Origin of the sequence: Psychrobacter proteolyticus (assembly GCF_039762275.1) — a bacterium.
Taxonomy (GTDB): Bacteria; Pseudomonadota; Gammaproteobacteria; order Pseudomonadales; family Moraxellaceae; genus Psychrobacter; species Psychrobacter proteolyticus_C.
Map to the genome: position 1 here is coordinate 549,772 of NZ_JBDLOB010000001.1, position 13,573 is coordinate 563,344.

Sequence of the window (13,573 nt, forward strand, 5' to 3'; positions counted from 1 at the left end):
TTATTATTATAGTGCTTGTGTGCAAATTTGCGTGACATACAACAGAATTTATACTGATAATGCAACGTACAGCGGATCATACTGTCACATCAAATATCGTTATGTCATAAAAGAGAGGTGCGTCGTCTCTATCAAAGATGTTTATGCTAACATAAAGCGCCGCAAACCAAATAGAGTCACTGTTATTTAACGTGGTTTTATCTCAAGTGTAGGCACACTGAGTATTATTATTATCTGATGCTGTGACTGCCTCGTAAGAAAAAACAATAAACTTATGAGCTAGGTTCACGTAGTCTTACCATTCTATGTAAGGAGTTTTTGTCACTATGTTACCTGCTATGCCCTCACGTATGAACAATGGTACAGATTATCAGCCTACCGTAGAACAACTGCAAGTCCTGCAGACAGCGAGCGAATTTGCTTATCAGATTTGGGAAAGTCGGACCGTTTCGTGTCAGACGTTTTTGCGTAGCTATCCATTGAATAGTACGCTGACCCGCCAGCAAATCGATGATCTGATACAAGATTATACGCTAGATGAGAACTATCAACTCGCTGATGAAATCAAGGTCATGAGTGGTTTGCGTCACTTGCGCACGCTACTAATGATGCGCTGGATTTGGCAAGATGCCTTGCAGACGATCAGTCTAGAGCAGCTGACCGATGAGTTGTCTGAGTTTGCAGATGGCTGTATCTCTTTTGCTAAAGATTATACTTATCAGCACTTGGTTGCTAAATATGGCGAGCCGACCTTTATCAATGAACAAGGCAATGTGCAGATTGATGATATGGCGATTATGGCCATGGGTAAACTTGGTGCGCAAGAGCTGAATTTATCAAGTGATATTGACTTAATCTTTGTACATCAAGCACGCGGCGAGACCAATGGTAGTAAAGCAAAAGGCACACGTAGCATAGATAACAAACGCTTTATGACTCGATTGGGTCAAGGCATTATTAAACTGCTTGATGACAAGACCGCTGATGGTTTTGTCTTTCGAGTAGATATGCGCTTACGTCCATGGGGTGATGGAAGTGATTTGGCCATTCATCTGTCTGCATTGCAAAAATACTTTACGATGCATGGGCGTGCATGGGAGCGTTTTGCTTGGTTAAAAGCGCGCGTGATCGGACAAATAGACCAGCCATTTTATGAAGAGATACAAGCGCTGATTAAGCCGTTTGTCTTTCGTTATTACGTGGACTACAGTGCGTTTTCGGCATTGAGAGAGATGAAGTCTCTTATTCAAAACCAAGTTGCACAGCGTGAAGACTTGGATAATATCAAGCTTGGCGCGGGCGGCATTAGAGATATTGAGTTTATCGTACAGGCCTTTCAGCTTATATATGGTGGCCGGCATCCACAGCTGCAAATCAAACCTTGTTTGCAAGCGATGCAAGTATTATGTGAGCTTGGCTATCTGGAACATTCAACTTACGAGCAGCTACAGGCAGCATATCGGTTTTTACGCCGGCTTGAGCACGCTATTCAAGCGATTAATGACCAACAGACCCAGCGCTTACCACACGATGAGCAATGGCAACATAATCTAGCAGTGACACTGAATTTTGAAAACTGGCATGCCTTATTAGACCAGCTTAATCGTCATCGCGAGAGTGTTAATGTGCCGTTTGAGCGTATGGTCACTGAGCGCCAAGTACCTGATAATGAAGATACCGACCTAGAACCAGAGCACTTAGATGAGCAAATTGCTCGTTTAAATGAAGTGCTGACAGAAGAAAATCGCGAGTTACTACAGAATTTTTGGCAATCAAAAATGGTGGCTAACTTAAGTGATGAGGCCAGAGAGCGCTTAGATAATGCGTATCCTGTCATTGTCCATGCGTTGTTAGCGCATCAAGAACAGCAGCAACTTGCCAATACTGCTTTACCAAGATTGATCTCACTGCTTGAAGCGATTTGCCGACGTTCTATCTACTTGGTCATGATTGCTGAAAACCCCAATGCAACGATTGAGCTGATTCCAATGCTATCTGCCAGCCCATGGATCGCAAAAGAGTTGGCTCAGTACCCTGTATTATTAGACACATTTTTGCAGCAGCGTTATCGTCATCTGCCAGATAAGCGCGAGCTGCGTGATATCTTGCGCCAACAGTTGCTACGCGTCGAGCCAAACGATGAAGAAGAGCTGTTGACCGTCCTGCGACTGTTCAAAAAGAATCAAGTGTTGGCAGTCGCTGCTAGTGATGTATTGGCTGAGCGTCCGATAATGAAAGTGTCAGATTCATTGACTTATATCGCTGAAGTCGTACTAGAAGCAGCCTTAGAGCGCGCTTTTGCAGAGATTGTTAATCGTTATGGGTATCCTATTGGCCAAGATGGCGACCCAGTCACTGAAGCGGACTGCGGCTTTGCGATTATCGGTTATGGCAAGCTTGGTGGCTTAGAGTTATCGTATTCTTCAGATTTGGACTTGGTATTCCTACATAAGATAAAAGAGCAAGGCATGACCACTGGTGAAAAATCAGTCAGTGGTATGAAGTTTGCCGCGCGTCTTGTACAAAAGCTGATGAATTATCTTAATACTCAAACACGTGATGGCCGTGCCTATGAGATTGATATGCGCCTACGGCCTTCAGGAAATGCTGGCATGATGGTAGTGTCTTGTCATGCGTTTGAAACCTATCAAATGGATAAAGCATGGTCGTGGGAGCATCAAGCGTTGGTACGTGCTCGCGCGATTTGCGGGGACAGACGAGTCACTGCACGCTTTTGTGATATTCGCCGCGATGTATTGTCGTTGCCACGGACACTGGATCAAGTACGTAGTGAAGTCACCAGCATGCGTATCAAAATGCAAAAGCATCTAGGTACAAGTCAATGGCAACAGGAGGCGGGCAAGTTTCATCTTAAGCAAGATGCAGGCGGGATTGTAGACATTGAGTTTTTAGCACAGTTTGCCGTATTGGCCTACTCGCATGAATATCCGAGTTTGACCAAATGGAGCGATAATGTGCGAATTTTTGCAGAAGTTGCTTTGCTTGATATCTGGGATGGCCAAGTCTGTCAGGATTTGACTGATGCCTATCTAAGAATACGTGCTGCTACTCATCAATTGGCACTATCAGAGCAGTCTTTGCTCGTTGATGAGTCATTGTGGCAGGAGACGCGAGCGTTAGTACAGTCACAATGGCAGCATCTCATGGGCGTGGAGACAGATGACGAGTAATATCGAAACTTGTATGATTAAGGCCTTGCCGATAGTCCAAGAGACGCTTAAACTGTCATGCGTTACGATAAATAGAAGCTATAAACAAAAACTATGGATTGAATCGGTAGCTAGGAACGATATAATTAAAAACCATATAGTGCCAAACCAAAAGAATTCATTTGCCAAGACGGCCAGTGATATAATCGGTCACACATCATCATAGCACTGTCAGTCGTTCGTCATAATGAAGCTGTTGTTTAGGCAATAAAAATTGACGCTGCGGTGTTATCATACGATGTTGATCAATACTGTTAAATAAAACCTACCTAAAAAAGTTAGACGTTAGTGCTAGCATAAGGACAATGAAATGAATATGGCAACACAAGATGGTAAGCTTTGGATGAATGGCACAATGATCGAACAGCCAGATGCTAAAGTTCATGTGCTTACACATAGCTTGCATTACGGTATGGCTGTGTTTGAAGGCGTACGCGCTTACCAAACAGCGGATAATCGTACCGCTATTTTCCGCTTAAAAGAACATACCGAGCGTCTCCTTGGCTCAGCCAAAATCTTTCAAATGGACGTACCTTTTGATGCTGCCACTCTAGAGCAAGCACACAAGGATGTGGTCAAGCAAAACAACTTGGCAGAAGCTTACATTCGTCCGCTCATCTGGGTAGGTGCAGAAAAACTTGGCTTGTCTTCACGTGACAATAGCATCAATGCAATGGTGGCTGCTTGGCATTGGGGTGCTTATCTTGGTGAAGAAGGCATCAAAAACGGTATCCGTGTAAAAACGTCATCATATACGCATCACATGCCAAACGTGACTATGTGTAAGGCTAAAGCCTCTAGTAACTATCCTGTGTCTATCATGGCCAACCAAGAAGTGACGCGCAATGGCTATGACGAAGCTATCTTGATGGATCCACAAGGATTTGTATGTCAGGGCGCAGGCGAAAACTTATTCTTGGTAAAAAATGGTGAGCTACATACGCCAGACCTATCAGGTGGAGCATTAGACGGTATCACCCGTCGTACTATCTTACAGTTCGCGGCTGACCTAGGTATCAATGTTATCGAACGCCGTATCACTCGTGATGAGTTTTACTTGGCTGACGAGATATTTATGACAGGTACTGCTGCTGAAGTGACACCTATTCGTGAATATGACGATCGCATCATCGGCAATGGTGGCCGCGGTCCATTGACTGAAAAACTACAGACCTTATACTTTGATGTGGTTCATGGTCGTAATGAGAAATATATGGACTGGTTAAGCTTTATTGATTGATAATGACGTTACTTTAAAGACCAAAAAGGCTGAACATAATTGTTCAGTCTTTTTTTTATGCTAATATAGCCATCATATTTATTCATACAATTAAAGTGAGCAGTCAATGCCAATAGATTCTAGTACAGCCGATAATAAAAATATCAAACAAATTATTTGTATTAAGTGGGGTACAAAGTACGGTGCTGATTACGCCAATAAACTATATGGCATGGTATCTCGTAATATCACCCCGCCATTTCGTTTTGTATGTTTTACGGATGATACGACTGATGTACGTCCAGAAATCGAATGTCAAGAACTGCCACCATTAGATGTCACCATGCCGACGAATACGTTAGGAAAGTGGCCAAAATCTCGTTTGTGGGGTGAGAAGCTCGGTGATTTAACAGGGACGGTATTGTTTGTAGATTTGGATGTGATTATCGTCGATAGCCTCGATCCTTTCTTTGAATATGGCGAGCCAGATGATGTTATTTTGTCTTACAATCCAAGCAATCCATTAGAGCGCTTAGGACAGACCTCTTGCTTTAGATTTCAGATAGGGTCACTTGTTTCACTTCAAGAGAAGTTCAAAGCTGACCCACAAGGTATCGCTGATGAATATCGTTTTGAGCAACGCTTTGTCACCCGCAATGCACCAGGCGGTGTAAAACTATTTCCAAAAGCTTGGGTCGCACACTTTAGACGTAAATGTCGTCAACCGTTTCCGCTTAACTACATCAAAGAACCGAAGATTCCTAAAGGCGCTCGTATTGTTATCTTCCCAGGTGATTTGTATCCTACGCACGCTATTGAAGGCAGATACAATAAAAACGCCGCCAATAATGCTAAAGACCATCTAAAAAGACTTACTGAACCTAAAAACTTGAAACGCCCATTGCGCCATTTGCGTCATTTTATCTTGCCGGTAGGATGGGTTGAGAAATATTGGAAAGAATAAGTTTTAACCTTAAAATTTTACTCTAAAACCATAATAACATCTAATATAGTAGTAGGTCATATATCATGAAACAGAGCACTGATAAAATAGCAGTACTTATTATTAGCGCTATAAAAGGAGGTGGGGCTGAGCGCTCTGTACTAACTTTAGGGCAAGGTTTTCATGAGTTAGGTTATAAAGTGCATATTTTAAGGTTCAAGTCTCTTACAGAGTATGACTTAAATCCCAACCTTGCTTATCATCTGCTTAAATTTAAACCCTATAAATTAATTCCTAATGAGCGCTTTCGCCATAAGTTATTTGCGCGTGCTATTGACAACTTTATTGAGAAAAAAATCGGAAAGCCAGACATTATATTATCTAATTTAGAACCATCGGATAGAGTTATGGTTCATAGCAAATTACCCAATATTATGTATATTATTCGAAATAATATTTCTAATAAGTTCAGACTAACTGATAATAATAAATTAGAAAATAAAATTAGCAAGCTACAGAATATTTATAGGAAGCATCCTTGCGTATGTGTTTCAAAGGGTGTAGAAAATGACTTACAGGCAAGGCTAGGACCGCATATCACTAGTACGACGATTTACAACCCTTTTGATAAGCAGCTGATTAAACAAATGAGCAATGAGTTGTACAGTACGCCTCATAGTGTACTCAAGCCAAATCAATATATAGTTCATGTGGGTAGCTTTACGTATCAAAAAGCTCATGATGTTTTGTTAAAAGCCTACGCTCAATCCTCTAAGGCCTATCCTTTGGTATTGTTAGGGAAAGGTAAAATGTTTGATGAAACTAAAGCATTGGCTAAAAGCTTAGGAATAGACGATAAAGTGATCTTTCTAGGATTTAATAAAAATCCTTATCCATATATGAAACATTCAAGAGGGCTTGTATTGTCTTCACGTTTTGAAGGCTTTGTGAGAGTCATACCAGAAGCATTAACTTTAGATACGCCAGTAATAAGTACTGATTGTCCATCAGGACCAAGTGAGATGCTACCTGCAAGTAGTCTTGTGCCTGTAGACGATATCGATGCTTTAGCAATCAAAATGAAAGAATTAATGGCTGAGCCACAATCTTTCAGAGTGAGTTTAGATGAAAGTTTTCTGCCTAAGAATATTGCTCAACAGTATATTGACTATTTAACGTCTTAGTAGATAGTTATAATATTTTGATAAACAAATGGATGTAAATATAATCGAAAGAAAGATATAAATATATTTAGCTTCAAAAGTTATTCGGAAAGAATAGTGCTTGTTTTCATTGGTGTTATGAGAAAATATTAAATAGTTATTTAAAAATCTATAACTGTAGTGAAATAACCTGTTTTTAATCCTATGTTTTTTAAAAACCCAAATAATAAGAAAGTAAAAGTGAGAGGTTATACTAATAAGATGAACATAGATTTTGTCGAAAAACAAAAAAGTAAAATATTATTGGTTATGAATTCTTTGAAAGGCGGTGGTGCTGAACGTGTAGTATTGACTTTAGGGCAAGGGTTCCATGATTTAGGCTATGAAGTTCATGTTTTAACATTCAAACCTCAAATAGAGTTCAGCCTTAATCCAAATTTAAACTATCATCTACTCAAGTTTAAGAATTTCAAACTTATACCAAAATTAGACCGTCGTGATAGAGTGTTTGCATATGTAGTCGATCGGTATATATCGAAGAAAATTGGAAAGCCAGAACTTATCATATCCAACCTTGATCGTGCTGACAGTATTCTAAGCTATAGTCGCTTGCCGAACATTACCTATGTTATCCACAATACTTTGTCGTTATTATATGGCTTTAATAAAAATGATAATAATGAGAAAAAATAAAGTTTAGTAAAATTTATTCAAAACATCCTTGTATATGTGTTAGTCGAGGTGCTGAGAAGGATTTCATAGAGAGCTTCGGTCAAATTACGCCAACCACTGCAATCCATAATCCAATTGATAAAGAGAGTATTCAAGAACAAGCAGATGCTTTCGTCCCTGAATACCAAAACTATATTATTCATGTGGGTAGCTTTAAAGAGGCAAAACGGCATGATGTATTGGTAAGAGCTTACGCACAAACTAATCAGTCTATGCTTTTATTGCTTTTAGGCCAGGGGAAATACAAAAACGACATAGAACAACTAGTTGTAGATTTAGGACTAGAGGACAAGGTGGTTTTCCTAGGTTTTCAAGAAAATCCTTTCCCATATATCAAATATGCACAACTGAAAGTACTGACTTCAGATTGGGAAGGTTTTGCTCTGGTTATTGCAGAGGCTTTGGTGCTAGATACGCCCGTCATCAGTACCAATTGTCCATCAGGTCCAAGTGAATTATTACCTCAGAAAAATCTGATGCCAATGGGTGATGTTGATGCTATTGCTGACAAACTGAGTCAAGCTATGGAGAATCCAAAACAATTCCAAGCGCCTTTTGATGAGGCGCTTTTACCTGCTAAAATCGCTGAGAAATATCTTCATTTTGTACAAAGTATCAAATAGAAATAATAGAGTCCTATGAGCAAGAATTTATACTATATCGAGCCTAAATAATAGGCTTTGTACCATTCGACAAATTTTGTGATTCCATCTTCAATACTGGTATCAGGTTTGAAATCAATATCATCTACTAGCTCGTCTATATCTGCATAAGTAATTGGCACATCACCTGCTTGCATCGGCAATAAATTCTCTTGCGCTTTTTTGCCACAAGCGTTTTCGATGGCAGTGATAAAACGGCGTAAAGTTACTGGTTGGTTATTGCCAATGTTATATATTTTATAAGGGGCGGCCGCTGTAGTGATAGTAGAGTATTGAGGAGAGGGAGCTTTATCCATTATCCGAATAATACCTTTTACAATATCATCAATGTAGGTAAAGTCACGCTGCATATCACCATTATTGAAGACATTGATTGGCTCACCCGCCAAAATTTTCTTAGTAAAAGAAAAATATGCCATGTCAGGTCGACCATACGGGCCGTATACCGTAAAAAAGCGCAGACCTGTGGTAGGGATATTGTATAAATGACTATAGCTATGTGCCATCAGCTCGTTTGATTTTTTCGTAGCTGCATATAAGCTGATAGGAAAGTCAACACAATCCGAAGTTGTAAATGGCTGCTTGATATTCATGCCGTATACAGAGCTCGAACTGGCATAAATCAAGTGCTTGATATCGTGGTGACGACACCCTTCTAAGATATTAACAAAGCCAACCACATTTGAATCAATGTAAGCATTCGGATTTTCGATAGAGTAGCGGACACCTGCTTGGGCACCTAAATTAATGACAATATCGAATTGATAGGTAGAAAAAAGATCAGACATAGCTTCGCGATCAGCAAGGTCTAGCTTAATGAAAGTAAAGTATTCTGGTTCTGCTATTTCGTTTAGTAGTTTTAAGCGATCTTCTTTTAAGCTCACGTCATAATAGTCGTTGATGTTATCAATACCAATGATGCAATTATTGCTATCAGGTAGCTCTATTTCTAATAGGGCTTTGATTAGATGAAAACCAATAAAACCTGCCGCACCAGTAATTAAAATATTCATTAATCGCTCCCAAATAAATCACGCGTAAAGACCTTATGAGATACATCTTGTATCTCTGCAGACAAGCGATTGGCAACGATGATGTCACTTATTGCCTTGAATTCTGCTAAGTCCGTAATTACTCGTGAATTAAAAAATTCTTCTTCTTCCAATACTGGTTCGTAAACAACGACTTCAATACCTTTAGCCTTAATACGTTTCATGATGCCTTGTATCGCAGAAGCTCTAAAGTTGTCTGATCCACTTTTCATAACCAATCGGTGTATACCTACAATTTTTGGTTTTCTTTCAATAATTTTATCAGCGATAAAATCTTTACGAGTTCTGTTGGAGTCGACAATGGCTTTTATTAGGTTACTTGGCACCTCGTCATAGTTGGCTAATAGCTGTTTGGTATCTTTAGGCAAGCAGTAGCCACCATAGCCAAATGATGGGTTGTTATAATGATCACCAATACGCGGGTCTAACCCAATACCTTCTATGATCTGTTTGGTTTCGAGCCCAAATGTTTGAGCATAAGTATCAAGCTCATTAAAGTAGGCCACGCGCATTGCTAAATAAGTATTAGAAAATAACTTGATTGCCTCAGCTTCAGTGGGCTTTACAAATAGTAGCGGTACGTCCTTTTTGATCGCGCCTTCAAGGAGTAAGTTAGCGAATAATTGAGCTCGTTCTGACTGTTCACCTACGATGATTCGAGAAGGGTAAAGGTTGTCATGCAGCGCTTTACCTTCTCGCAAAAACTCGGGTGAAAAGATAATACGGTCAGTTGCATAACGTTCTCTAATACTCGTCGTATATCCCACTGGTACGGTAGACTTTATAATAATGATTGCTTGTTGATTGACCAAAAGTACTTGCTCAATCACTGCTTCTACCGTTGATGTATTGAAGTAATTGGTCTTGGCATCATAATCAGTTGGTGTCGCCACAATAATAAAATCAGCGCCTTCATAGGCTGCCGCTGCATCAAGTGTCGCAGAAAAGTTGAGATTTTTATTTGATAAAAAGTCCTCAATATCATCATCTTCAATAGGGGACTGCTGAGTATTCAATAAGTCGATTTTTTCAGGAACAATGTCGACAGCGACGACTTCGTTGTGCTGTGCCAATAGCATTGCATTTGATAGGCCTACGTAGCCTGTACCTACTACTGCTATTTTCATAATATATCCAATTGATGTTTATGCTTTGAGGGTTCTAATCCAAAATTGGTTCATGCCAAATATGATTCAAAATAATGCTACCGTGTCAGCTCAGCTAGCTGGTGTTGCCGTCACAGAAACGGGGAGATACGCTAAAAATTTATGCTTCATAGCTTGGCTGATTTTGTTGTGTAAATCTGGTTCCAGAAGATCTAGGCTTTGGATACAACCGTACTTGATAGATTTATCTTCTAAAGCAGTAATAAAATCCTCGATACTACTTTCATTTTTTAGATAGTTGACAGAGGTATCGGGTTTTATATTTGCTTCATCTTTTTTAATTTTCAGATGATTCATCAGGGTTATCGGATTCACCTGAGCCACATCTCTAAATTTATACCTAAGCTGCTCTGTCAGTAGCTGAGGATGATTTAGCAAATAATCTTTTAGTATGTTCCTATCGACGATATGAGGATAGTGATGAATTTCAAAGAATTGATCCATACCGAGTATTTTGGCGCTTAGCATTTGGGCGATAGTATGCCTTGGTTGAATCGGTGTGCCAAACAATTTAAAGCGCGATTTTCGGAAATTAAGCTTAGCATTTAATGCCGCACTTTTACGCCAGTGGCCGTTAATGTTCAGATTTTTACCATCCAAAAAGTCATCTATTTTTACTGGTTGGTTAAAAAAGAAATCATCATTCATATAGATGAAGTAATCAGATAGCCCCTCAATATTCCATATCATCGACTCAATCGATCGGGTATTAAACGTAGGTAAAAACTGCTCGTAACCTGAAAATATGTCTTTATGATCAACGATGCGTATTTTATCTGCTGAGCAAATACCTTGTTTGGCAAACTCATCGATGAACGCTGGCTTTTGCTGATCTGTGACGATATATATATGACGACAAAAAGGCACATATTTGATGATAGAAGCAATATTATAATATATCTCATCGTCACTGGCGAAACGCGTGTCAGTTATTGCGTCAGATGCCACTTTTTTAGTTGGCTTATACTGTTCTCGCTTTTGCTTGAGTATAGGGTCTGCGCCATCTACCCAAGCAATGACGATGTCTAATGTGTTTTCATTAGGCTGCTTCATAACTGATCCTGCTCTCATCGGATATGCATCTATTTTAGTAGCTATATTAGACCAGCTATGATATTTGCTGATGGGATTATTAACAAGGTTTAATCGATTTAGATAGTTAGACTTATTATAATTTTTTATAGAGATACCGTTAAATCCTGCTCGTACTTTGCTAAGTAAATGCCGAGCACCAGCGGTAGGTGAGACTAGCATATAAAGTCAGAACGCTGCAATAATTATGACCATAGTTGCATTCATTTGGCTAACCTATCATGTCTATACCGTTAAAAAATCAAGCTGAGACACTAATGCCACCTATTATTCTATTTATTTTAAAAGCGCTTGAAGGTCGCGGTGCTGAGCGTATGGTTACGACTTTGGCAAGCACTTATGCAGATATGGGCTATCGTACTCATATCCTATGCTTGGAAGCGACGCAAGATATGCTACTAGACGCTCGTGTTCAATATCATATCGTGCCATATGATGAGGTGTTTTCTGAGCAGAATCTCGACCTAGAATCTACGCAAGCACAAGCCTACGAATCAGTTGCTAAACGTATTGATACTTATGTGCTTAACCAAATAGGGAAGCCAGATTTGATACTGGCTAATATCTATAAAATAAACTGGATTATGGCATATAGCCAGTTGCCAAACATCGTAAATGTACTGCATACAGCGCTATCAAAGCAGTTCCAAAATCAATTATTAGAGGCGCCAGTACAGACTATAAATCATTTGAAAATGGTTTATGGCGTTCATCTTTGTAGCTGTGTAAGTAAGGGTGCACGCCAAGATTTGATTGATATTATAGGAGATATCACCAAAACCACAACAATCTATAATCCTTGTGATGTTACTGGTATAAATACCAAAGCAGCAGCGTCTAGCCATCTTGAACATTTCGGCTTAGTAGATAAAGAGTACATTATACATGTTGCCTCTTTTGATAGCATGAAAGGTCATCGAGACTTGCTACAGGCATATGCCAAAACAGAACGGAAGCTGCCGTTAGTACTAGTAGGTAAAGGTAGGCTTGAAGCAGAGATTAAACAGTTGGCTGTCCAACTAAATATTAGCGATTGTATTAAGTTTTTAGGCTTTCAGACCAACCCCTATTCATTAATTAGATCAGCTGCACTGATGGTGCTTACTTCTAAATTTGAAGGTTTTGGTTATGTCATCGTAGAGGCGCAGGCACTGGGTGTACCAGTAATCAGTACGGATTGTCCTTTTGGTCCACGAGAGCTATTACCCGAGCAGAACTTGATTGCGGTAGGTGATATTGATGGATTGGCCATGCTTATCGACCAAGCCATAGATAACCTTACAGATTATATAGTGCCGCTAAACCAGCAGTTATTTCCTGAACATATTGCAAGACAGTACTTAGCGTTTGGTTCTGTTTTAGATTCAGATAAAAATGAGGGTTTATAACGTGTAGTGGTTCTTAATTAAACGCCATCAAGTAGAGGTTATTAATTGCAAGTCATTAATTAGAAAGTATCGAATAGCGGTTTAGAGATAGGAGAGTGATTGACGACGGGTACACCATGCGATTGATAGATTCTGCCGAGTAAGTTAAACGAAGGGATAATGCGCTCGTTCATGACTTTGCTGAGCGTACTTGGCGCACTATTATTTTTATTTTCATAAAACCGTGGTTGCTTACTGTTTAGCAGGTCAATACCGTACAGATGAATACTCGCTGCTTGACGCGAAAAAGCCAACTGCGCCGCGACATAAGCAACGGTTCCTGCCTCCACAAATCCATGAGTAATGTTAAGAGAGACGCCGATGTCAGCCGCTTTATGATCGCTATCAATAATGAAGTTTGGATTATTGATAAAGTACGATAGCGGCATTTTTTTATTGAGTAATTTTTTCTTAAAGATAAGCTTATTAAAAGATAGCTTGTTTGACTTGACTCCCCATGGCCTATCTACTGGGTACAACACTCGCATGGCATGATGGTAGGTTTGCATAATGTCAGAGTGCGTGGTGGCCATCGCTTCAAAGACAGCTAGCGTTGCATATAAAGGTTGACCCGTATAGTACTGCTGTAAAATCTCAGGCTGATGATTGATAAAGCGCGCATCACTGATGACGTAACCAGCAATATCGGTAAACTGATGCTGCCCAATCAGGCTGATACTGCCATTGACAAAAATAGTAGGCGTATCTAGTAGCTCTGCTAACGGCAGCTGCTGTATAGATGGCCCTGAGGCGATAATATTGACGTCTTTTCCATGCAGGCTTTGTGCTGGTTCATTGGCATTAAAAGCATTGATAATGATGAGCTCATTATCAATATTGAACCCAGCAGTAGCAGGTAATCTTAAATATAGCGCCATACTATTTTC

At 39.8% G+C, this 13,573-nt stretch carries 11 protein-coding genes; 7 read left to right on the forward strand and 4 right to left on the reverse strand.

Features of this window, described 5'->3' with window-relative positions; genetic code table 11:
• The first annotated feature begins 326 nt into the window (after positions 1-326).
• The 6 genes from glnE to ABFV72_RS02220 all read left to right on the forward strand — a co-directional run bounded on the left by glnE (position 327) and on the right by ABFV72_RS02220 (position 7,910).
• Positions 327-3,191, forward strand: coding sequence for a bifunctional [glutamate--ammonia ligase]-adenylyl-L-tyrosine phosphorylase/[glutamate--ammonia-ligase] adenylyltransferase (gene glnE / locus ABFV72_RS02195; protein WP_347162217.1), 2,865 nt, complete (start codon positions 327-329; stop codon positions 3,189-3,191).
• Between the two features lie 349 nt (positions 3,192-3,540).
• Positions 3,541-4,470 (forward strand): branched-chain amino acid transaminase, encoded by a 930-nt coding sequence (locus tag ABFV72_RS02200; protein ID WP_238069605.1) that lies wholly within the window; start codon positions 3,541-3,543, stop codon positions 4,468-4,470.
• A gap of 106 nt (positions 4,471-4,576) precedes the next feature.
• A complete protein-coding gene (locus ABFV72_RS02205) occupies positions 4,577-5,413 on the forward strand; it encodes a glycosyl transferase (RefSeq protein WP_347162219.1) in 837 nt (278 codons plus the stop codon).
• Positions 5,414-5,478: 65 nt separating this feature from the next.
• Positions 5,479-6,576: a glycosyltransferase gene (locus ABFV72_RS02210; RefSeq protein ID WP_347162221.1), complete on the forward strand. Its 1,098-nt coding sequence runs from the start codon at positions 5,479-5,481 to the stop codon at positions 6,574-6,576.
• A gap of 240 nt (positions 6,577-6,816) precedes the next feature.
• Complete coding sequence (locus ABFV72_RS02215; protein ID WP_347162223.1) at positions 6,817-7,248, forward strand: glycosyltransferase; 432 nt, start codon at positions 6,817-6,819, stop codon at positions 7,246-7,248.
• 182 nt (positions 7,249-7,430) lie between these two features.
• Entirely contained in the window at positions 7,431-7,910 is a 480-nt protein-coding gene (locus ABFV72_RS02220) for a glycosyltransferase (protein WP_347162225.1), read from the forward strand.
• A 32-nt stretch (positions 7,911-7,942) separates the two neighbouring features.
• Here the strand turns inward: ABFV72_RS02220 and ABFV72_RS02225 are convergent, their stop codons facing one another.
• The 3 genes from ABFV72_RS02225 to ABFV72_RS02235 all read right to left on the reverse strand — a co-directional run bounded on the left by ABFV72_RS02225 (position 7,943) and on the right by ABFV72_RS02235 (position 11,220).
• Positions 7,943-8,962, reverse strand: coding sequence for an NAD-dependent epimerase (locus tag ABFV72_RS02225; RefSeq protein WP_347162227.1), 1,020 nt, complete (start codon positions 8,960-8,962; stop codon positions 7,943-7,945).
• Entirely contained in the window at positions 8,962-10,128 is a 1,167-nt protein-coding gene (locus ABFV72_RS02230) for a nucleotide sugar dehydrogenase (protein WP_347162229.1), read from the reverse strand. Before ABFV72_RS02230 ends, ABFV72_RS02225 begins: the two co-directional genes overlap by 1 nt.
• A 90-nt stretch (positions 10,129-10,218) precedes the next feature.
• On the reverse strand, positions 10,219-11,220 hold the full coding sequence (locus ABFV72_RS02235) for a capsular polysaccharide biosynthesis protein (RefSeq protein ID WP_347162231.1): 1,002 nt from the start codon (positions 11,218-11,220) through the stop codon (positions 10,219-10,221).
• Between the two features lie 260 nt (positions 11,221-11,480).
• Here ABFV72_RS02235 and ABFV72_RS02240 point away from each other — a divergent pair, with 260 nt between their 5' ends.
• On the forward strand, positions 11,481-12,647 hold the full coding sequence (locus tag ABFV72_RS02240) for a glycosyltransferase (RefSeq protein WP_347162233.1): 1,167 nt from the start codon (positions 11,481-11,483) through the stop codon (positions 12,645-12,647).
• 59 nt (positions 12,648-12,706) lie between these two features.
• Here the strand turns inward: ABFV72_RS02240 and ABFV72_RS02245 are convergent, their stop codons facing one another.
• The gene (locus tag ABFV72_RS02245) at positions 12,707-13,564 is read right to left on the reverse strand and encodes a hypothetical protein (RefSeq protein WP_347162234.1); all 858 of its coding nucleotides are present in this window, start codon (positions 13,562-13,564) and stop codon (positions 12,707-12,709) included.
• Positions 13,565-13,573 lie beyond the last annotated feature (9 nt).

Coding starts and splice junctions, on each gene's coding strand:
- ABFV72_RS02245 (WP_347162234.1), bottom strand. CDS start 13,564: ATGGCGCTATATTTAAGATTACCTGCTACTGCTGGGTTCAATATTGAT.
- ABFV72_RS02210 (WP_347162221.1), top strand. CDS start 5,479: ATGAAACAGAGCACTGATAAAATAGCAGTACTTATTATTAGCGCTATA.
- ABFV72_RS02225 (WP_347162227.1), bottom strand. CDS start 8,962: ATGAATATTTTAATTACTGGTGCGGCAGGTTTTATTGGTTTTCATCTA.
- ABFV72_RS02235 (WP_347162231.1), bottom strand. CDS start 11,220: ATGAAGCAGCCTAATGAAAACACATTAGACATCGTCATTGCTTGGGTA.
- ABFV72_RS02240 (WP_347162233.1), top strand. CDS start 11,481: ATGTCTATACCGTTAAAAAATCAAGCTGAGACACTAATGCCACCTATT.
- ABFV72_RS02215 (WP_347162223.1), top strand. CDS start 6,817: ATGAACATAGATTTTGTCGAAAAACAAAAAAGTAAAATATTATTGGTT.
- ABFV72_RS02230 (WP_347162229.1), bottom strand. CDS start 10,128: ATGAAAATAGCAGTAGTAGGTACAGGCTACGTAGGCCTATCAAATGCA.
- glnE (WP_347162217.1), top strand. CDS start 327: ATGTTACCTGCTATGCCCTCACGTATGAACAATGGTACAGATTATCAG.
- ABFV72_RS02205 (WP_347162219.1), top strand. CDS start 4,577: ATGCCAATAGATTCTAGTACAGCCGATAATAAAAATATCAAACAAATT.
- ABFV72_RS02200 (WP_238069605.1), top strand. CDS start 3,541: ATGAATATGGCAACACAAGATGGTAAGCTTTGGATGAATGGCACAATG.